The following is a 20331-nucleotide window of genomic DNA, read 5'->3' on the forward strand; positions in this document are numbered from 1 at the left end:
ATCAGGTGAAGCCGTTGCGGACGCTGCGTCAATCCTGCCGGGGAGATGCTGCCAACGCCGCACGACGGGCGGCATGAACCTCCGGTGTCTGCGGCTTGATGAACAGAGCTACCAGCTCCGGGTACTCGCGTTTCACGGCGGTCTCGATACGGGTGATGCAGGCCTCGATCTGCGGCGTACGGCGGTCATCCTCGAACTCTGCACTGAGCATGGCCACGACCTGCTCTGGTCCCATCTGCATGGTGGTCACGCCGTTGGCACGGCGCAGGTCCGGATCGGCTTCGGCCACGGCCATGATCCGCTCCGCGACCGCGGGATGGGCAGGCTCACCTACCAGCAGCCCTTTGGTTTCGCGTGCGAGTAGGAAGGCTGTAGCCGCCAGCACGCCAGCAATACACAGGGACGCCACACCATCGAGAACGGGCAGGTCCAGCAACTGGGCGGCGACCAGACCGATCAGCGCAAAGCCAAGGCCGAGCAGCGCGGCGCTGTCCTCCAGCAGCACGGTGAATGTGGAAGGATCCTTGCTGCGGCGGAAGGCTTCGAAGTACCCGAGCGTGCCCTTGGTCCGGCGGAACTCACGCAGCGCCACCCACCACGATGCACCTTCGAACAGCATGGAAATACCGAGAACGCTGTAGCTCAGCGCATGGTTGGTGGCGGGTTCCGGTCGGCGGATATGCTGAATGCCCTCGTAGGCGGAGACGCCAGCGCCGGCAGCGAACACCAGCAGGGCAACGATGAAGCTCCAGAAGTACAGTTCGCGCCCGTAGCCGAACGGGTGCACCGGGTCCGGCGACTTGCTGGCGCGATGCAGGCCGTAGAGCAGCAGCAGCTCATTGGCGGTGTCGACCAGCGAATGCACACCCTCGCTGAGCATGGCCGAGCTGCCGGAGATGCCCGCAGCGATGAACTTGGCTACAGCGATGGCCAGGTTGCCGGCCAGGGCGGCGTAGATGACGAGGCGGGAGCCGGTGGGAGCAGACATCGCGCGGGCGTGAAAAGACAGAGGGGATCATCTTCCGCGCGCGGCCGTGCCCACTGCGTGCAGGGCTGGCGCATCAGCGTCCTGTGGGGTGGAGATACAGCCGCGTGCCGTCCGATTTCAGCGCGCCCGACCAGCGGCCGCCACCTGATGTGTGAAAGCGGCCGAACACGGTATTGCTGGAGTCGGTCAGCAGCAGCTCATCGCCGGACAGCACCCATCGATTGGCCGGGAAGAAGCCATCCGGACAGCCAGCCGGAACATAGGCGCTGTAGCCGCCGAACCATTCACTGTTCCGCAGTTCGATGGTACAGGTGCTGCCGTTTTCCTGGCCCAGGGTCCAGCGGCCGAACAGGTCGTCGTCGCGGACGTCGCGATTGCGATGGCGGCGGTTGTCGCGCCGCCACTGGTCGCTATCGTCGTGGGAACTGAACGAGACCTCGGTCTGCGAGCGTTGCCGACGAGGTGTGGGATCGTGTGAGGATCGGCGGTACGCCTCAGTCCGCCATCACCCGCCCGATGGCGTCGGCCAACAGAGTGCGAACCCGTGCCGCAGGCAAGTCCGGATCGCGCACGGCACGCATCGCCAGTCCTTCCACCAGAAGCCGCAGCAGCAGGGTTCGGCTGGCAATCCGCTCTTCGTCCACGACGCGGCCCAGGCTGACGTCGCGCTGCCGCAACCACGCGTGGATGGCAGCGCTGGTCTGCTTGTCATGGGTACGCAGTACCTCGGCAAGCATCGGGTCGCGATGCGCCTCGGCATTGATCTCCGCATACAGCGCCACGCTGGCGATGGCGTTGCCGTGGATCGGCAGCACTTCGCCGCGTGCCCATTGCTGGTAGCACTCCAGCAGGCCGTCCACCAGGTCCGATGCTGCCGGCATCTCGCTGATCGAGGCCTGGTCGTGGCGCAGCTGGCGCTCGATCAGGGCCAGGATCAAGGCCCGCTTGTTGGCGAAGTAGCGGTACATCAGCCCTTGGCTGATCTCAGCTTCGGCGGCGATGTCGCCGATCGAGCCGGCATGGAATCCGCGGGTGATGAAGCACTTCTGGGCGGCATCAAGGATGCGCCGGCGCTGGGCTTCGGCATGCGCGGCAGCAGGGTCGTTGGCGGATACGGCTACGGCGGCTTTCGGCGTCATTGCGAGAGGTAGGAGCGTCCAGGGGCGGGATAGTACGTCATAAAAGGTGTGAATGAACGGTCATTCATTTGTAATTGCCGCCTTCCAGACTGCGCCGGCCTCCTCCTTCCGCGAATGAGTCCGATGCGCTACCTCCCGCTGCACCGTCCGTTGCTCACCCTCGCCATCGCCGCCGCGCTGCCGGTGCTGGCCCATGCAGAAGACAATCCCAGCGCCGATGCTGCCACCTCCGCCGAGGTCGCGCGCACTGTCGTCGCCCTCGACCAGGTGATGGTGACCGCGCAGAAACGCGCCACCAACCTGCAGGAGACGCCGATCTCGGTGTCGGTGGTCGATGCTGAAGCGCTGAAGGACCGCAGCGCGATTTCGCTGGGCAGCCTGTCTGATGGTTCCATTCCTTCGCTGCGGGTCACGCCGTTTGCCACCCGCAGTTCGGCGCTGAACATCGGTATCCGTGGCATTGGCGCCTCCGGTGACGCAAACCAGCCGGCCCGCGACGCCGGCGTCGGTATCTATGTCGATGGAGTGTTCATGGGCCGTGCGCAGGGCCTGGGCAGCATGCTCTACGACGTGGAGCGCATCGAAGTGCTGAAGGGGCCGCAGGGCACGCTGTTCGGCCGCAACACCGAAGGCGGCGCAGTGAGCATCGTGACCAAGCAACCGACCGGCGAATTCGGCGGCAGCGTAAGTGCCGGTGTGTCCAACTTCAGCGGCTACAACAGCGCGCTGCACCTGGACCTGCCCAAGGTGGGCGATGTCAGCTTCAAGGTCGATGCAGTGCAGGCCAGGCGTGGCGGCACCACCGACAATCCGATGCGTGGCGAGCGTGACTTCAACAGCTACGACAAGCGTGGCGCGCGCTTGAGTGCGCTGTGGCAGCCGAGTGATGACTTCTCGCTGCTGTACGCGTTCGATCGTTCCTACGATGCCACCACGCCGTACCACACCCAGGTGCTGGTGCCGGGCGCCTACCTGAGCCCACTGCAGAAGGCCGGCGCCAGCCAGGATCGCCGCGACAGCGCCATCCTCGGCGGCCCGCAGGAAGACAACATCGGGCGGACCAGTGGCCATCTGTTGAACCTGTCGTGGACGCTGAACGACAACCTGGAACTGAAGTCGATCAGTTCATACCGCGAACTCACCCAGGGCCAGTCCGACATGGGCCTGGTCGATGCAATCTCGGCCTATGGTGGCGCAGGCACACCCTTCGGGCGTTACAGCCTGGCGCAGGTCTACCAGCACCAGTACAGCCAGGAGTTCCAGCTGATCGGCAATACCTCGCAGGTGCAGTTCCTCGGCGGTGCGTTCTACTACCACGAGACCGCCGGTGACAATGCGCAGACCCCGAACATGCTGGTCTGGGGCCCAGGCGGCAACAGCTACACGGTGAATGCGGCGACCAACCCGTTGGATCTCTCGCGGGTACGCATCGACCGCGCCAGCAAAGCGTGGACCGACAGTCTGGGTGTGTTCGGCCAAGCCACGTGGACCCCGGAGGCGCTGCAGCGCCTGCACCTGACCGCCGGTGGCCGCTATACCCGCGATGACAAGAAGGGCAGCCTGTACATCGTCAATGGTGCGGCGACCAACCTCGCGTTCAAGGACCGCTGGAGCCGCTTCGACCCGATGGTCAACATCGTCTACGACCTTGGCGGGCACGCGATGCTTTATGCCAAGTACAGCACGGGATTCAAGGCCGGCGGTGCCAACTCGCGCTCGACCAACTACAGCGCGTTCGGTCCTGAAGAAGTGACGGCCTATGAGCTGGGCTTCAAATCGCAGTTCTGGGACAACCGCGCCCGCCTGAACCTCGCCGTGTTCGATTCGACCATCGCCCACAAGCAGATGGACTTCTCGCTGCCGTTCGACCCGAACAGTGGTGAGACCCGCACTACCATGGTCACCACCAATGCATTGAGCGATGGCAAATCGCGCGGCGCGGAGCTGGAGTTCAATGTGATGCCGGTGGACAACCTCACGCTCGGCCTCAACTACGCCTATACGAAGATCGACGCGCAGACCGCGACGGACCCATTCGGTGCGGGGGTGCAGGTAACGGTCCAGCCGCTGCTGGCGCCGAAGAACGCCGGCAGCCTGTCTGCCGACTACCTGGTGCCGTTCCCCAATTTCTCGGCACTGAAGTTCCATGTGGACGGCAACTGGTCCGATGGCTACTACACGAGCGAGTACGACCAGATGCTCACCGACAGCTCGTTCGTGGTGAACGCTCGGGTGGCGCTGGTGGATGTACCGGTCAACAGCACCGGCACCACGATGTCGTTCTCGCTGTGGGCGCGCAATCTTCTGGATGAACAGCATCTGTTCTACAAGATCAACAGCGCAGCGCTGGGCCAGAGCGGCATCTTCAACGACCCGCGCACCTTCGGCCTGGATGTGGCCGTCAACTTCTGATTCGACTGGAGATTCCAATGAAGATCGCTCGTACCGAACTCGCTCTGGCCCTGATGCTGGCTCTACCGATGGCTGCCGCAGCGGTTGCCGCTGATACGCCGCAGGCCGTCGCTGCCAAACAGGTGGCTACCGCCAACACAAAGCCCGCCGCCGCCGATGCGCAGCGGGTGATCCCGCTGCAGGGTGCCTGGAATGTGCGTACCTTCGCTGGCCTGCAGGGCAGCAAAGGGCCGATTCCAGCCGATGCCTTCGTGCGCACCGCCGACCTTGGCCGCCTGACCGATGCCGACCGTGATGCCCTCGTTGCCGCCGGTGTGAAGCTCGACATCGATCTGCGCACCGCCGATGAGGAAGCACAGTCACCGGATCTGCTGGCCCGCGACGATCGCTTCGACTATCAGCGCATTTCGCTGATGGGCACGGAGAAGATGGACCTGCAGAAGATGATGGCCAGCTTCCCGGATACGCTGGGCGAGGCCTATGTGCAGTGGTTGGGCCACAGCCAGCCGCAGTTCAAGCAGGTGTTCCAGCGTATCGCCGCGCAGCAGGATGGCGCGGTGCTGTTCCATTGCACCGCAGGCAAGGACCGCACCGGTATCATCGCCGGCCTGCTGCTGGACCTGGCGGGCGTGCCCAAGGCCGAGATCGTGCACAACTACGCGATCTCGGCGCACTACCTGGAAGGGCAGCCGAAGGACAGCGCGATGAACGCGCAGATCATGGCGTTGATCAAGCAGAATCCGGAGATCGGTCGCAGGATGGCCGGCATGTCCGGTACCGCGCCGGACAACATGGAGCAGTTCCTGGCGGCACTGCACAGCCAGTATGGTGGAGCAGAGGGTTACCTGAAGTCGATCGGGGTCAGCGAACAGGAGATCCAGCAGTTGAAGGTACGGCTGGGGCAGGCAGGCTGAAAACTGCATGCCCAAGGCAGGTGCCGGACAGTGCCGGCACCTGCAGTGCGTCATCACGGCTGCAGCGGCGCAACCAGAATGGCGGCGTCGAGCACCGGGAACGTCTGCGGTGCCTGGCCGGACGATGCAACCAGACGGATCTCGAGCGTGGTCGTTCCACCATTGGCTGCATTGAGTGCCTGCAGGGCCCCCAGTTTCTGAGGCAGCGGCACCGCGAACGTGGTGGGATGGCTGTGATCCATCCCGGCCATGGTGGGCCCGAAGAACGATACGGTGCCGGCGTAGTACGGGCTGTCGGCATCCACGGACGAGGTACCGGCGGGTGCGTTGATCAGCACGTCGAACTCGCGGGTGTTGTTCAAGCCGCGTGGTCGCTCCAGAGTCACTTCCGCAATCAACTGTCGTGGGCCCGATGCGGCCAGGTGCGCGCGCACCGCCTCATTGGGGACAGCCACGCGGACAGTGCCATCGGAACGTATGCCGCGCACCACCCGCACCGCACCGGCAGCTGCGGGCAGTGCGGCCGCCGTCAGCAGGTCGTTGCGGCCCCCATAGACGTAGTCGTAGTCGAAGGCCGTGGTGGAGAAGAAGGCGCTGGCAGGACGCTCGCCAACGGGCTTGCCCTGTGAATTGACGAAGAACCGGAACGGTTCGTTCATGAACTGACGCCGCTGGTCGACGTTGATGGGCATGATCGGCTTGCCGCGGGATTGCTGCAGCTGGTTCCACACGTCCCACAGGCGGTCCATGTTGGCGTGGTGCAGGTAGAAGATCGGATCGAGCGGCGACAGGAAGTTGGTCATGTTGCCATAGGGGCCGGGATCGACCGCGCCGACGCCACCGATGCAGTTGTGCACCTTGTTGTGCGGGAAGCCTTCGAGTACCGAGAATTTCGTGGCGCCGTCGGGTTGCACCACGTGTGAGGCCGTACGCGAGCTGGTGAAGCTGCGACTCACATCATCGTTGTAGAACTCGACCGGCGAAAGCCCCGCGTGAATGGTATCGGGAGACACGGCCGAAGCGGTCTTTGCATCGAAGCCGGGATTCTCGCGCCAGAGATAACGGGCGCCGCAGGTGATCGCATAGGCCGCATTGCCCGAGATACCGGTCTTCTCCGCGGCGCTGTAGCCGGTCACATCGTTCCAAACATCGTCCGCAGTGAGATAGCCACGGAGCTTGAGCTGATCGCGTTGGCCTGCATCCAGCGTTTCCCAGTAACGCTGCAGGGCTGGCTGCATGAACCGGGTGAAGACCGCCAGGTTGCGTGTATACGGCGCATAGGCGCTGTCAGTGGGTGTCAGCACGCCGTCGAACATCGCCGGGGGAATCCGTGGCAGCTCGGTCCAGTCCCAGTAGGGCATGGCGAACTGCGGATCGCCGCTGAGCGTGCGGATGGTCTGCTCGAAGTAGCCGACATAGCCACGGTGCCAGACGTAGAACCACCAGTTGCCGTGCGGGCAGTCCATCAGGTGCACGAAGGCGTTGCGGAACCAGTTGCGTGGATCATCCGCCGGCAATGCCAGCATGGCCTTGATGCCGCGTGCGTAGCTGGCCAGCATGCGCTGGCCTTCGGGGCTGGTGACGTTGTAGCGGTGGTAGCGTGCCTGTGCGGCCTTGTCGGCCGGTGCGGCGCCGCTGGCCCAGGCACCGGACGCGACCAGTGATGCCAATGAAGCGCTGGCGGTGGTGGCAAGAAAATCACGACGTGTGTAGCGCATAGCCTTCCCCCTGGTGATTGGTTGAACCGCATTGGGTTACAAATCACTGGCAGGACCGGCGGCAGCGTGGCGGCCGGTCCGACGGGGACATCCAGCCCCGCCGCTTCCACCGGCAGGTGCAACGATGGCCGGGGTGGAAGCGGCGGTAGTATAGGCATGGCAAACAGAGCTGATCTGCGAAGCAGGCCACAGTCGCAGGCGCGTACACATCTGCCCGGCTGAAGCTGTTCACCGTCGTCGTCGCTGCGTTGTCGATCAGCCAGGCATGGCCTGGCTCTACTGATCGGGCTTCACTCTTACCACCCGTTTCCGGTACTCGTACACGTTGTCACCGCGGATGCGCTTCTCCTCGGTGCCGGTGACCCGGCCCACCTGCTGGTCCGAGCCGGTCACCGGCTGGGCTTCGATCTCGGTTTCGTGTTCGAAGGAATGCGATTTGTCGGTGTTGCGGTAATAGCGGTACAGCGCCCAGTACAGCGCGGTTGCGCCGGCCGGGCCTGCCGCCAACAGCCAGAGACCACTGTCATCACTCATGTCGATGCCACCAGGAAGGCAATTGCGAGGGCTTCAATGACGGTGCCGGTGGCCAGTGCCGCCAACAGCATCTTCCACTGTTGCACGGGCACGCTGCCCATGGTTTCGCCGGTGCGGCCGTTCACTGCGATGTAGTGCAGCATGCCGCCGTTCTTGCCGGGCTGGTGGTACGAATACAGCCACACCGGCAGGTACATCGACACCCAGCGGGTGCCATGCACCTCCAGCTGCTCCTGCTCCCAGCGTACGCCGCGGTTGTAGCGCTTCACCGAGCCCTCCACCTGCGCGCGCGCGATCGACAGCAGCTGATCTTCCAGGCGTGGGCGTAGCTTCTCCACGTCCAGGTTGCGCTTCTCCGAGGTGAAGCCGGCCAGGTACGAGGCGTTCCACTTGACCGCGTTCTTGGTATCGAACGGCAGGATGGTGTTGATGATGTTGTTGGTGTTGGCGCGGGTGTCCAGGTTGCCGCGTTCGGCCGAGGATTCCAGCGGCAGGTCATCGACGGTGAAATCCACCTGGCGCTCGACCTGGTAGACGTCGGCGTCGTAGAGGGTGCGCTTGTTCTTCTCGCTGCCGACCGTGTATTCGCGGGTCTTGATCTCGCCCTTGCCGGTCACGGCAGCGCTGACATTGCTGTCGACGATCATGTACGGAAGGAACACGCCCACCACGTTCTCCGGGGTGAACTGATCCTTGAACGCCTTCAGCGCGAACATCCGGCGCTTGTCGACGAACTGGCGGATGCGTGCGACCGCATCGTCCTTCTTGATGTGGAAGGGCAGGACGGCATCGGGCACCGCGCCGTTGGCGATCTGCTCGTTGACGCCGAACACATGGCGGCACCAGTGGCAGCGCGCCGTCATCGTACTTTCGGTGTTGACCGTGACTTCAGCGCCGCAGCCGGTGCACTTGAACGTCATCAACGCCGAGGTGTCGGCATCGATGTCACGGGCGCCTGAGGCGATGACGGTACCGCGCAGCTGGTCGATGGCTTCGCCCAGCCCGAATTCCTCCTCGACCCGCGCGCCATGCCATTCGTGACGGCAGTAGAGGCAGACCAGGATATCGGTACCGGCCTTGGGCCGGATGTCGGTGGCGCCGCACCTGGGGCAGCGGTTGAGGCCGTCCTTCAGCTCGCTGGCCGAGGTGTCGATGGCCACAGGATCGGGTGCTTCCACTTCATCACGGATGGCCTGCGGCAGTTTCGAGGTGTCCAGCGGGAAGCTGCCGGGCAGGGGAGGGACGTCCTGCGGCGAACCCGGCCCATCCAACGACGCCGCCGGCAAGGGCGGCGGCGTCGAGGGCGCGGATCCGGGCAGCGGCGGTGGGCCGTTTCGGGGATCGGACATGGTGGTTGTACGTCCTGCCGGTTACAGGCCCAGTGCCTTGGCCTTGAGCGCGTCGTAGTCGCTCTGGGTGATCAGGCCCAGGTCGAGCATTTCCTTGGCCTTCTTCAGCTTGGCCACCGGATCATCGGCAGCCGGCGCGGTCGGCTGCTGCATGCCACCGACACCAAACATGCCCGAAGCCATGCCGACACCGACCAGGCCTGCCGCGCCGCCGTTCTCGCCGGCCGACTGGATGCCCTGGGCAACGCTGGCCTGCAGGTTGGAATTGCCGCGCGAACCGGACAGCGCATCGGCGCGCTGCACGGTCTTCAGCAGCTCGCGGGTGTTGGCGTCGTACTCGATGGAGACGATGGCGGTCTTGACGATGGCCAGGCCGCGATCGGACTTCCACTGGTAACCCTGCTCAACTGCCGCCGACAGGCTCTGCGCGAAGCCCAACGAATCCTGCTGCAGCTTGGTGATGCGGTTGCCCTTGCTCGGATCGTTCGTGTACAGGCTGAAGGCGGGAGCCAGCGAACCGACCACTTCATTGAACAGCTGGCTGGCGGCGGCGTTGTCCAGATCGGTGAAGTCGAACACCTGGCCCGGCTGCAGGTAGCTGGCGGGCACGAAGTTCTTCACGAACAGGATCGGATCGACGATCTTCAGCGTGTACGAGCCACGCGTGACCGCACCCACCTGGGTGTTGAGGAAGCTGTCGTCCCAGTAGATTTCCGACTGGGTGCCGAAGCGGTTGTCAGGCAGTTCCTTCAGCGACACGAAGTAAGCCGCCTGCTGCGAGCCCGGCTGGCCGCCGAACTTGAAGCGCTCCCAGCTCTGCTTGATGAAGGTGCTGACCAGGCCGTCGCCGGCGAAGATCGACTGCGAGTTCAGATCGTCCGAGCGCCATTCGTAGCCACCGGGCTCGGCGACGAAGGCGGTGATCGCGCCGTCCTGGAACAGCAGCAGGCCGTAGCCTTCCGGCACCACGATCTTCGAGCCGTTGCTGATGATGTTGGACGAGCCGCTGGTATTCGAGCCGCGCCCGGCGTTGGTGCTCTGCGGCACCGCCGCGAACAGGGCCGCCGTGGACGGCAGGCCCGCCGGCACGGTGTAGAAGTCCTTCCACTGGTCGGCCAGCACACCGCCTACCGCACCCTTGACCGCCTGTACAAGACCCATGTCCAACTCCCTGTGATTCGAGGACAGGCACCATGCCTGCCGAGCTGGACTGAATATAGCAGCGGGCAGGGACTGCTGTGGTGCCGGAAGATGATTCCAGTTCAGGCTCCGCTGGTGGCCTGTGGGCCGCCCCGGATCGCCTGGAGTACCGCGGCCATGTCCAGCCCTCCCAGCCCCATCCGCTGCGCCCGCGCGAACAATGCATCGCTGGCGTCGATCAGGGGCGCTTGCATGCCCGCCTCGTGCGCGGCACCGGCCACCAGGCCGCTGTTTTTCAGAACATCGGTGATCGAGGCCTGGACCGCGAAGTCCTCGCGGATCATCTTGTCCAGCTTGATCCTCGATACCTCGCTGGCCATCGGCCCGGCGTTGAGTACTTCGGCGAAGCGCTCCAGGGCAATGCCGTGGACCTCGGCGAAGTGGACGGCCTCGCCCAGTGCGGTGACCAGCGTGATCAGATACAGATTCACTGCCAGCTTCATGCGTAACGCCGCTGGCACCTGGCCGCACGCGACGCACTGCCGGCCGAGGGGCGCAAGCAGGTGCGAGGCTTCTGCCACGTCAGCTGCGTCGCCGGCCAGCATGATGACCAGTTGCGCGGCTTCCGCCTGCACCCGCGAGCCGGAGACCGGCGCTTCCACGTAGCGCCCGCCTGCCGCGCGGATCTGTTCGCCCAACGCTTGGGAATAGGCTGCCGAGCTGGTGCCCATGTTGATCACCAGGCGGCCTTTGACGCGGGCAGGGAAGGTCGGCGTGTTCCGATCCAGCACGCTGTCGATGGCCTCGTCGTTGGCCAGCATGAGCAGGATCGTCCCGCACGCGTCGAACACGTCCTGCCGTTGCGTGATGGGCTGCACGCCGGCGGTGCGTGCCGCCTCGTGGTTTCGGCCGGAGCGGGACCAGCCCAGCACGGCGTGCCCGGCCCGCGCGAGGTGGCCCGCCCTCGGCGTGCCCATCACGCCCAGGCCGATGAATCCCAATGGCATGGGGGGCTCCCGATCATGGCAAGGCGTCGATCATGCCGCAGATCGGCAAAGGGCGCGCAGGCCGTGCAGGTCGACATTCCCCCGCGTTGCATTGCTGGCAAAGATAATCACCGATATTCACGTGATTATCATCACGATTTTCTCGAAACTCGCTTTCGATAATCCCGAGGCCGAATGCGCGTATCTGCACTTGAGGCGCCGGGATCCGTCCGACGTCCGCATCGTCGACCTACCGACGGCAACCTCCTGGGGGCATGGGGGCGGACAGTGTGCAGGTTCACCTGTGTGTGCTGCGGCTGGCGCGAGGCGCGGCGGGGGCGTCGCAGCATCACGCAATGAAGCCGCACGGTACCCATTGCGCGATCACCCGCTGCAACGGCAGCGGGTTGCCATTCGAAAGGGGAGTTTCAATGCACAGGCAAGTCAGTGAGATGTTGCAGCGCGCCTATCGACCCCACCGGTCCTTGCCAGACCTGTTGGGCGCGTTCGTGAAGGAGTTCTCGCAACACCATGCATTGCGTGGCGGCAGCGTCCATCTGCGCGGTTCCAGTGCTGGCCATACGGACGTGACTGCGGTGGCGGTAACGGACGACAAGACCGCTGCCCGCCAGCGCTTGCCGATCCGCTATGGCAGCGAGGTACTGGGTGAGCTGCATCTGGAAGGTGAAGAGGGCCGGCTGGACGGCAGTGCCCTGGCGCTGGGTGAGCAGTTTGCCCAGCGCTGTGCACACCTGATCAAGCGCTACGAGGCCAAGGCCTGGGCCGAACAGGCGCTGAGCCGACCGCTGCTGCTGGTCGGCGCCGGTGAGGCGCTGAAGCAGATGGACGAGTTCGTCGAACGCGCGGCGGCCAGTCCGCTGCCGGTATTGCTGCGTGGCGAGTTCGGTACCGAGAAAATGGAACTGGCCGCCGCCCTGCACAGTGGTGGCCGATACCGGCAAGGCCCGTTTGTCGAGGTGAACTGTGTCCATCCACAGGGCGAGGCCTGCGACTGGTTCGCGCGCGCGCAGGGCGGAACGCTGTACTTCCATGAAGTCGACGAGCTGCCGGTGTCGCTGCAGGGCCAGCTGTCACATCGCATGCGTGGGCTGCCCGCCGCGCATGCCGATGCGCAGGCGACCGGTCCGACACGGGTGATCGCCTCGACCAGCGCGGACCTTGAACAACGGGTGAGGGAGAAGCAGTTCTCGCGCGCCCTGCTGGCCGGACTGGAGTTCCTGACCGTGGATATTCCGCCGCTGCGCGAACGGGTGGAGGACATCGCCGCGCTGGCGGCACGTTCACTGGAGCTGCATGGGTTCAATCCCCATGTGCTGGGTGACGATGTGCTGGAAGTGTTGTGTGCGCATGACTGGCCCGGCAACCTGCTGGAGATGGAGCGGGTGGTAGTGCGGTTGGCGGTGATGACCGGTGGCCGCTGCATCCGTCGCGACGATCTGGCACGTCACGCGCCGGATCTGGCAGCGGGCAATGTCGCCATCGATGCCGGGCGCGCGCCGAAACTACCGCCCGGGATCGAGGAAGCTGCCGCTCCTGAGCCTGGGCAGCAGGATGCGCCGAGGGCTGCGCATGAAGGCCTGCACGATGGCCTGAAGCGTGCCCTGGCCTATCTGAAGGACCACGCTGCCGAGCCGCTCACACTGGGCGACCTCGCCCGCCAGGCCCATGTCAGCCAGTCTCACCTGGGATTCCTGTTTCGCAGCGAGCTGGGTACGACGTTCAAGCTGCTGCTGCAGCAACTGCGCATCGAGCATGCCAAGCAGCTGCTGCGGGATGGGCAACGCCTGCGCATTACCGATGTCGCACTGCAGGTTGGCTTCGGTGACCTGAGCCACTTCGAAAAGAGCTTCCGACGCGCGGTGGGGGTCAGCCCGCGCAGCTACCGGCGAACGCCGGATCAGTAAAGCAAACGCCCCGGTGCAGGCGCGGGCCTGCCCGGGGTGCTGGGATGGCAGATCAGGCGTTACCGTGTGTTTGCTTCAGCAGCGCGCTGCACGGCCTGCTCGGCGGCTTCGTCCGCGCGGCGTGCCGCTTCGGCGGCGGCCTCGACCGCGCGTTGCGAAACCTCCATCGCGGCGCGGATGCCTTCTTCACTGGCAGCCATCGCGGCGTCCGCCAGCTCCTGGGCGATTTCCATCGGGGTTTTGCCCGCCGGATGGGCGGGAGTAGGCTTACCGGGAAGCGGGGTCGGGAAGGTCATCGTCGGTGCTCCTGCTGGGGATGAGGGGAGAACACCGTCGCTGCGTTCCCCCAGGATGTGGCGCAATGCCGCCTGGGCATCGGCCAGGATCTTCTGCGCTTGTTGCCGGGCCGCCATGCGTCCGGCAGCAACGGCCGTGCCTGCCGCCGAAGCGAGGGCCTCCGTCGCTGCCTGCACGCCATCGCCACCCGGCGCCGGAAGCGGGTTCACACCGTATCCGCCTGATAGCCAACCTGTGCTTCATCGCCCAGGTAGCGGCGGGTTCGGCGGTAGTCCTGCAGGGTGATCACATTGTCCTCCACCTGCACCAGCGCCTGCGCCCTGGAGCCATCGATCGCGAACTGCACGCTGGCACCATCCTGGCCGAGCTGGCCACGGGAGACCGGATGCTCGTTGAGGAACTCCTGCGCATCGCGCAACTGCCAACGCGCGGCCTCGCGCAGCCGGCTGTCGTCCAGCAGCAAGTCGGGATCGTTGTCGAAGCATGCGGCCATCTGCTGGGCGGCCAGCGAGATGCGGGCGTAGCCGATCTGCCGGTTCGCGGCCAGGCTTGCGGCGATTGCCTCGCGCACCTGCTCCGGCGACGGCAGCTGTGGCAGCTGCGGCCCGTCCAGGAAGCCGAACAGGATCGGCAGCACCTGCTGCAACGCCCGGGTGGCACGCGTCAGCCGATGCTCGCGGCCGCCGCCACCTGCGCTCACCCGCTGGTAGAAGCGGAAGTAGTCGGCAAACTCGATGGGCCTGCGCGCGTGCAGCAGCGCGAAGCTGGCGGCGTCGGCCAGGTCCTCGCGCCCTGCGGCGGACATTCCCACCTCACCGGCTAGCTGGTGGAGCGCCACCGATTCACGAAAATCCAGTTGCTGCAGCAGCGGAGCGTCGGCTGCGCCAATCGAGGCCAGGAACGCACGCGAGGCGCCGAGTTCGGTATTGGTCAGCAGCCGATGTCTTGCCAGTACTCCCTGTGCCTCGCTATGCGACAGGCGCGTCTCATCGCCAAACTCGATGTCGCGCAGGGCACCGAGTTCACTGGTACCCAGACTGAGCAGCTTGATCGGGCCGATCTGCAACCCGATGCGCGGCAACCATGTCATGCGCGAACCGTGCAGACCCTGCTGCACCCCATCGAGCATCGTACCCTCGTCGGAGAAGGCGTAACGGTGCTCATGCGATTCCATGGCCCACTTCAGCCAGTGCTCGCCGCCGTCGATGAACTGAAGGACATGCCTGCAGGATTGACTGATCTGGTTGGCCTGGGGGATGGAACGACCGGCAATGAAAACGCTCATGCGTGGCTCTCCTGGCGGCCTCACTGGGCCGGAAAATCCTTGAGGACGGTCGCAGCGGCACTGCCGACCCGGGTGAAGTCGTCGGTGGCCCCCTGCATCATGGTCTGCGCCTGCGTGAGCACCCTCGCATACTTTTCGTCCCCCGTCGCCAGGTACTGGGCCATTGCCACGCCGGCTGCGGTGGTCGCGATGGTTGAGACATTGCGCAGGGCGTCGGCGGCATCCTGCACGGCGATCGCTGCAGACTGGGCTACCGACTGGTAGGCCTTGCCGGCGCCACTGGTCTTCACCACGGTCGCGGACATGGTGGCCGTCTGCACCTGGTTGATCACATCGATGACCTGGGCGTTGACGTTGCTCGGGTCCATACGGGCTCCTTGATGGGCGGGTGCGGCCGCAGGCGGCCTGTGTGGTGTCAGGCCCCGGCGTCAGTGTTGCCTGTGGCCGGGGAAGAGGGGGAGTCTGGCGCGAAATCCTGGGCGGGACCTGCGGCCGGATCCGGACCGGACGAGGGGTCGGGCGCAGGACCGGGCGCGGGCGCTGCCGCATTGCCTGCGAGCGTTTCGAGTGCATGCAGGCTGCTGGTAGCGGCCGCAGCGTCGGCAGTGGCACCGTGGGTCTGTGCCTGCAGGACGCTGATGGCGGTCTTTCCTTCTGCGGTGGCCGCGGCGATCACTGCCGCAGGCGAAGGGGGCGCCGGCACCGGGCCGGGCAGGGGGATGACCTGCGGCGGTGGCGGCGGAGGAGGTTCCGGAGCGGGCGGCGGCACCGGCCAGGGGGCATTGATCATCTTCGCGCAGGTCGCGGTGACCGCTGCGTTGCTGACCATGCCCGCACCCTGCTGGCGCGCGACGGCGTTGTGCATGGCGGTGCCCAACGTCTCCAGCATCACCATGTCCAGCATGCTGAAGGACTGCGCCGGCCCCTGGGCCACCAGCAGGGTCGAGGCGGCGCTGACGCTGTCGACGATCTGGCTGTTGACGGTGTTCTCACTGCTCATGACGGAACGGCTCCCTTCTGGATGATCAGGGCCAGGACCTGGGCCAGGCTTGCCCCGGCGGTCACCTGGCCGCGTTGCTGGTTGGCCACCGCGTTCTGCATTGCCAGGCCAAGACTGTCGGCCATCGCCAGGTACGTGGCGGACATCGCGAACGAGGGGGCGAGGGCGATCGCCATCCCGGAGCCAGTGCTGGTTGCAGCCAGCAGGTAGCCGGTGGCAGGCGATCCGGCCATCGATCAGGGGCCCGACGTGACGCCGCCCTGAGCGGGGGCGCGGCGGTTGGCGTCACGCCGGGCCGACACGTCAGCGCAGACCCAGGATTTCGCGGGTGGCCACGCCGTTGGAGGCGGTGTCGATCGCATACAGCGTGGACACCCCCTGGGTGGTCGACGCCTGCATGGTCACGTAGGACTGCTGCTGGTTGTTGGTGGCGTTGTGCGCCGCGTTGGACAGGGCCTGGCTGGTGGCCACGAACAGGTTGCCCATTGCGATGGCCGGCGCATCACCAAGCACCTTGGTGTTGACCTGCGAGACCGAATCGGTGATCTGGCTGTTGACGGCGGTGGGAAATGCCATGGTGGAAGCTCCTAGGGTGGACAGCACTACAGGAACGGAGATTGCCGGCACTCAATGGAATCAGCCGAGAATCTTCCGGGTGGCGGCGCCGGTGGCGCCGGTATCGACGGCGTAGAGCAGCGCGACGCCCATCGTGGTTGCGGCCTGTGCCGTGACATACATCTGCTGCTGGGCGAGCGTCGCGTTGTGGGCGGCATTGGCCAGCGCCTGCGCGGTGGCCTGGTACAGCGTGCCCATTGCCGTGGCAGGCGCCACGCCCAGCACCTGCAGGTTGGCCTGGCTGACCGAGTCGGTGATCTGGTCGTTGACGGCCGTGGGAAATGCCATGGCTCAGCTCCTTGCCTTCCGGCGCATCACGCGCCGAGGATCTGCTTGGTGGCCACGCCGGTGGTGGCAGTATCGATCGCGTACAGGGTGGCCACGCCCATGGTGGTGGCTGCCTGCGCCGTCACATAGGACTGCTGTTGGGCGTTGGTGGCGTTGTGGGCGGCGTTGGCCAGCGCCTGCGCGGTGGCCTGGTAGAGGTTGCCCATGGCCACGGCGGGGCCGTCGCCCAGCACTTTGGTATTGACCTGGGTGACTGAATCGGTGATCTGGTCGTTTACAGCGGTTGGGAATGCCATGTCTATCTCCTTGAGGTTGGCGGGTCAGCTACGGAACGACAGATCAGGAACCCAGGCCGCGGACGCGGGTGCTGAGGATTTCCTTGCTCGCTACCGCCGTGGTGGCGGTATCGATCGAGTACAGCGTGGCCACACCCATGGTGGTGGCCGACTGCGCGGTCACGTAGGACTGCTGCTGTGCGTTGGTGGCGTTGTGCGCGGCATTGGCCAGTGCCTGGGCGGTGGCCTGGTACAGATTGCCCACTGCCACGGCGGGCGCGTCGCCCAGCACCTTGGTGTTGGCCTGGGTGACCGAATCGGTGATCTGGTCGTTTACCGCGGTTGGAAATGCCATGTCCTGCTCCTGCGAAAAGGTGGAAGTGCGTGGTATCCAGTGTCACGGTGCGTTGCCTGCAGCGGCCTGGGCTTCACCGTGGGGCCAGAGTAGGAAATGGCGTCGCCGCCGGATTGGCGGAATCGACGGAGAATGCGGGCGGATCACCGTGAAGGTGCGGCGGGAATACGGCGGAATCGATGATCAACGCCGTCATCGCTAGCGCTGGCGCGTTGCCCGGGAGGACACACAGGGCAACGCACGCGGCTGCCGCGATTCGGCGGCGACGGGCAGCGGCCACGTCGTCGCCGAATCGGGCGGGTCAGAGCATGTACGGGATCTTGAACGCCAGGGTGAAGTCCGGCGCATCCGGGGTCAGGCCGATGCCAAGCAGAGTCACCAGGGTGGTGTGCTGGTTCAGCGCATAGGTCACGCCCAGATTCAGTGACGCTGCGTTGGCGTCACTGCCGATCACCTTCATCCACTTGCCGCCCTCGAATCGGGTGGAGGCACGGGCGCTGATGCGGTCACTGAAGGACAGGCTGAGGCTGGTGCGCTCGTTGAACGCGAACGCCACGCCCGCGCCGAAGTACACCGAGCCGCCCAGCTTCACGTCGCCGGGATTGACCGTGTCCGGATTGCTGTCGATGTCGTTGAACCCGCGCGGAATCGAGTGCACGTAGCCGATGTTGGCGAACAGGATCGCCGGATCGGCGGTCTTGACCATCGACAGGCCGACATTGGCCTGCCACACGCCATTGCCAGTGGGTTGCTCGCGTGGCACGGCGAAACGGATGTAGTCATCGTCGTCGCGCTCGATGACCTTCCAGTCCAGGCCGTAGGGCGCTCGCCCGGTCGGCGCGGTCACGCCGGCAGTGAGCACGGTTTCCGGGCGCCAGCCGCGCTCGCCGAACAGGCGGTAGTTCGCACTCAGACCGATATCACCCAGGCCGTTGCCGTTGGTTTCCTCCTGCGCGATGGCCGCCGCTGCGCCACCGGCACCACCCTTCTGGTAGACCGTGCGTCGCGCCAGGTAAGGCACATCCAGATTCAGCGTCAGGTTGGGGCTGACGCCCCAGCGAGCCGCAACGTTGTAGGTCAACGAATCGGATTCGACGTTCTCGATGGCGATGTTGCCGAGGAAGATCGCGTCCAGGGCAAGGAAGCCGTTGAGGGTGAGCTGCTTGCGGTCGTAGCGGGCGTAGGTAAGGCTGTTCTCGATGGTGAAGCGCCGCGAGAACAGCGCGGATTGCTGCTGCTTGACATCATCCACGCTGCGCCTCGACTCCTGCTTGGCCTGCTGCGCCTCGGCGGCGGTGCTGGCGTAGCCTTCGCTGCTGGGTGGAACGGCTGCGGCGGCTGCCGCGGCCAGCGGCGCGGCGGGCGTCGCTGTGGCTGGGCCCACCCGGCCACTCAATCGTGCCTGCATCGCCTGCACCTGCATATCCAGTTCGCGCAGCCGCCGCACTTCCTGTGCGTAGTTGGCCTTCAGCTGTTCCAACTGGTTGGCCAGCGCCCGCACGTCGGCGCCGTCGTCCCCTGTGGGCGGTGCGGCGAGCGCGGTGCCCGCCAGCGCCGCCAGCGCCAGTGGGGTGATCCTCAGAAGGGTGTGCATGTTCGTGTCCTGCGTTGTGAAGCGCTTCCCCCAATGCCGCGCCGCGCTACTGGCCCGGCCCCATGCCGCGGTTCAACGCAATCGCCTGGGCCACGTTCTGGCTCAACGGCAGGTTGCCGCCCACGGTGTTGCGAACCAGCTCCAGCCGCAGCTGGTTGCAGGCGATCTGGCCATCACCGGCCAGGGCAATGCCCTGGCCGACGCTGCCATTGCGGATCCACTGTTGCACCAGGCCCTGGCCATCCACCTGCAGGAGCAGGCGGGCCTGGTTGCCATCGAGCACCGCGGTCGCGGTTGCGCCGGACTGCTGCGCGCTGACCGAACGCGCACCCTCGCTCGCTGCAGAAGGCACCTCGCCATCACGCACGCTCAGCGTGGTGACATTGCGGGCGACGTTGCCATCGCCGGCCACCTGTACGCTCTGCACCAGGCCGCTGGCGTTGGCCAGGCCGCTGCTGTCGATGCTGCGGCCGCGGGTGTCCGGCAGTGGCGCATCAGCAGCGGTCACATGCACGCTGGGCTGGAAGCTCAGCTTCGGCGCACCGCCGCCGCGGAAGTCCATGGCCAGGGTCAATGCGCCCTGCAGGGTGGCGCCGTTGCCGGCCTGCCACTGCGAAACCATGGTCACCCCGAACCAGGCCACGTTGTTGCCGCCCACGGTGTAGCGGCCTCGCATCAGGCTCAGTTCCGGGTCCGGAATTTCCTTCAGGCCGCGACCGGGCGTGCCCTCTGCCGCCTGCAGGGGCAGGGCAGGGAAGGCCAGCAGCAGGGCCATCATCAGCGGTTGGCGGAACATGGTCGAACCTCCTTCAGAACAGGTCGGCATGGCTGAAGCCGAAGTCGACCAGTTCGGCATCGGTGATCGGCCCCTGCCGCGCATACAGCGCGCGCGCACTGGGCCGTTCGCTGGGTTGCAGCAGGGCGGTGTTGCGGTCGAAGTCGCTGCCGATCACCACGAACACTGCGCGTGATGGCCAGGCCGCAAGGAATTCAGGCAGCGCCAGGCTGCGGTTGCCCAGGATCGGGTCGGCCACCTCGACGATGCCGTTGCGGACCTGCTTGAGCACCACGAAATGGCGGAAGCCGCGCACGTCCATCAGCACCAGGCCGGGGACGCGCAAGGTGCGCAGACGGGATTCGTCGATACGGTAGCCGCGGCCGCGCATGCCCAGCGATTCCACGTAGCGCTTGATGTCGAGCAGCGAAAAACCGCGCTCGGCCACCAGTGCGGGATCGGAGACCCCCATCATCCCCTCGATCACCGTCGCCTCGTCGGTATCCAGGTGGTAGGCGTGGCGCAGGATGGTGGCCAGCGCGGCGGCCCCGCAGCTGTAGTCGGTGTGCTGGCGCACCACGTTGCGGTAGCGCCGCTCCTGCATGCTCTCCACCTTCTGCTGCAGCAACGCGCCATTGGGCAGTACGCCGCTGAAGCGCACCTCGCCCGCCCACGCGGAGGCGGTACCCAGCAGCAACAGCATCGCCAGCAGGCGCATCGAGAGGCGGCAACGGATCATCAC

At 65.7% G+C, this 20331-nt stretch carries 22 protein-coding genes and 1 pseudogene; 3 read left to right on the plus strand and 20 right to left on the minus strand.

All coding sequences use genetic code 11. The annotated features are described in order from the left end of the window. Positions 1-28: 28 nt before the first annotated feature. The 3 genes and pseudogenes from AC13GA_RS10050 to AC13GA_RS10060 form a co-directional block, all read right to left on the minus strand. Positions 29-988 (minus strand): cation diffusion facilitator family transporter, encoded by a 960-nt coding sequence (locus AC13GA_RS10050; RefSeq protein WP_046983350.1) that lies wholly within the window; start codon positions 986-988, stop codon positions 29-31. Between the two features lie 73 nt (positions 989-1061). After that, positions 1062-1343: pseudogene (locus AC13GA_RS10055) on the minus strand (AprI/Inh family metalloprotease inhibitor); the annotation flags it as partial. A 139-nt stretch (positions 1344-1482) separates the two neighbouring features. Continuing rightward, complete coding sequence (locus AC13GA_RS10060) at positions 1483-2127, minus strand: TetR/AcrR family transcriptional regulator (protein ID WP_482998005.1); 645 nt, start codon at positions 2125-2127, stop codon at positions 1483-1485. Positions 2128-2250: 123 nt separating this feature from the next. Between AC13GA_RS10060 and AC13GA_RS10065 the strand changes: the two genes are divergently transcribed. Continuing rightward, positions 2251-4539, plus strand: coding sequence for a TonB-dependent receptor (locus AC13GA_RS10065; RefSeq protein WP_482998006.1), 2289 nt, complete (start codon positions 2251-2253; stop codon positions 4537-4539). Between the two features lie 17 nt (positions 4540-4556). Then, the gene (locus tag AC13GA_RS10070; RefSeq protein WP_482998007.1) at positions 4557-5453 is read left to right on the plus strand and encodes a tyrosine-protein phosphatase; all 897 of its coding nucleotides are present in this window, start codon (positions 4557-4559) and stop codon (positions 5451-5453) included. Positions 5454-5506: 53 nt separating this feature from the next. Here the strand turns inward: AC13GA_RS10070 and AC13GA_RS10075 are convergent, their stop codons facing one another. From AC13GA_RS10075 to AC13GA_RS10095, 5 genes are all read right to left on the minus strand, one after another. After that, the gene (locus AC13GA_RS10075) at positions 5507-7171 is read right to left on the minus strand and encodes a tyrosinase family protein (protein WP_482998008.1); all 1665 of its coding nucleotides are present in this window, start codon (positions 7169-7171) and stop codon (positions 5507-5509) included. A 276-nt stretch (positions 7172-7447) separates the two neighbouring features. Further along, complete coding sequence (locus AC13GA_RS10080; protein WP_046983345.1) at positions 7448-7705, minus strand: hypothetical protein; 258 nt, start codon at positions 7703-7705, stop codon at positions 7448-7450. Beyond that, the gene (locus AC13GA_RS10085; RefSeq protein WP_046983344.1) at positions 7702-9054 is read right to left on the minus strand and encodes a membrane protein; all 1353 of its coding nucleotides are present in this window, start codon (positions 9052-9054) and stop codon (positions 7702-7704) included. Before AC13GA_RS10085 ends, AC13GA_RS10080 begins: the two co-directional genes overlap by 4 nt. Positions 9055-9075: 21 nt before the next feature. Continuing rightward, positions 9076-10215: an SPFH domain-containing protein gene (locus AC13GA_RS10090; RefSeq protein ID WP_482998009.1), complete on the minus strand. Its 1140-nt coding sequence runs from the start codon at positions 10213-10215 to the stop codon at positions 9076-9078. A gap of 101 nt (positions 10216-10316) precedes the next feature. Then, positions 10317-11201, minus strand: coding sequence for an NAD(P)-dependent oxidoreductase (locus AC13GA_RS10095; RefSeq protein WP_482998010.1), 885 nt, complete (start codon positions 11199-11201; stop codon positions 10317-10319). 410 nt (positions 11202-11611) lie between these two features. Between AC13GA_RS10095 and AC13GA_RS10100 the strand changes: the two genes are divergently transcribed. Then, the gene (locus AC13GA_RS10100) at positions 11612-13105 is read left to right on the plus strand and encodes a helix-turn-helix domain-containing protein (protein ID WP_482998011.1); all 1494 of its coding nucleotides are present in this window, start codon (positions 11612-11614) and stop codon (positions 13103-13105) included. Between the two features lie 59 nt (positions 13106-13164). On the opposite strand, the gene AC13GA_RS10105 is transcribed toward AC13GA_RS10100, so the two are convergent. The 12 genes from AC13GA_RS10105 to AC13GA_RS10160 all read right to left on the minus strand — a co-directional run bounded on the left by AC13GA_RS10105 (position 13165) and on the right by AC13GA_RS10160 (position 20328). Further along, positions 13165-13611 (minus strand): hypothetical protein, encoded by a 447-nt coding sequence (locus AC13GA_RS10105; RefSeq protein ID WP_482998012.1) that lies wholly within the window; start codon positions 13609-13611, stop codon positions 13165-13167. Next, on the minus strand, positions 13608-14687 hold the full coding sequence (locus AC13GA_RS10110) for a hypothetical protein (protein WP_295377208.1): 1080 nt from the start codon (positions 14685-14687) through the stop codon (positions 13608-13610). The genes AC13GA_RS10105 and AC13GA_RS10110 overlap by 4 nt, the downstream gene beginning before the upstream one ends. A gap of 20 nt (positions 14688-14707) precedes the next feature. Further along, positions 14708-15055 carry a hypothetical protein gene (locus tag AC13GA_RS10115; protein WP_014037265.1) on the minus strand — a complete coding sequence of 116 codons (348 nt, stop codon included), beginning with the start codon at positions 15053-15055 and terminating at the stop codon, positions 14708-14710. 47 nt (positions 15056-15102) lie between these two features. Then, positions 15103-15687 carry a RebB family R body protein gene (locus tag AC13GA_RS10120; protein WP_482998013.1) on the minus strand — a complete coding sequence of 195 codons (585 nt, stop codon included), beginning with the start codon at positions 15685-15687 and terminating at the stop codon, positions 15103-15105. Next, on the minus strand, positions 15684-15920 hold the full coding sequence (locus AC13GA_RS10125; protein WP_046985584.1) for a RebB family R body protein: 237 nt from the start codon (positions 15918-15920) through the stop codon (positions 15684-15686). Before AC13GA_RS10125 ends, AC13GA_RS10120 begins: the two co-directional genes overlap by 4 nt. A 70-nt stretch (positions 15921-15990) precedes the next feature. Then, positions 15991-16263: a RebB family R body protein gene (locus AC13GA_RS10130; RefSeq protein WP_005416651.1), complete on the minus strand. Its 273-nt coding sequence runs from the start codon at positions 16261-16263 to the stop codon at positions 15991-15993. Between the two features lie 60 nt (positions 16264-16323). After that, a complete protein-coding gene (locus AC13GA_RS10135; protein WP_006446865.1) occupies positions 16324-16590 on the minus strand; it encodes a RebB family R body protein in 267 nt (88 codons plus the stop codon). Positions 16591-16616: 26 nt separating this feature from the next. Next, positions 16617-16886 (minus strand): RebB family R body protein, encoded by a 270-nt coding sequence (locus AC13GA_RS10140; protein ID WP_046985582.1) that lies wholly within the window; start codon positions 16884-16886, stop codon positions 16617-16619. 43 nt (positions 16887-16929) lie between these two features. Next, a complete protein-coding gene (locus AC13GA_RS10145) occupies positions 16930-17220 on the minus strand; it encodes a RebB family R body protein (RefSeq protein ID WP_005416648.1) in 291 nt (96 codons plus the stop codon). Between the two features lie 301 nt (positions 17221-17521). Further along, the gene (locus AC13GA_RS10150; protein ID WP_482998014.1) at positions 17522-18814 is read right to left on the minus strand and encodes a transporter; all 1293 of its coding nucleotides are present in this window, start codon (positions 18812-18814) and stop codon (positions 17522-17524) included. 46 nt (positions 18815-18860) lie between these two features. Then, positions 18861-19610, minus strand: a complete 750-nt coding sequence (locus AC13GA_RS10155; protein ID WP_482998015.1) for a hypothetical protein — start codon at positions 19608-19610, stop codon at positions 18861-18863. A 13-nt stretch (positions 19611-19623) separates the two neighbouring features. Next, positions 19624-20328 carry a C39 family peptidase gene (locus AC13GA_RS10160; protein WP_046985579.1) on the minus strand — a complete coding sequence of 235 codons (705 nt, stop codon included), beginning with the start codon at positions 20326-20328 and terminating at the stop codon, positions 19624-19626. Positions 20329-20331: the final 3 nt, after the last annotated feature.

This window comes from Stenotrophomonas sp. 22DLJC03 (genome assembly GCF_056861405.1).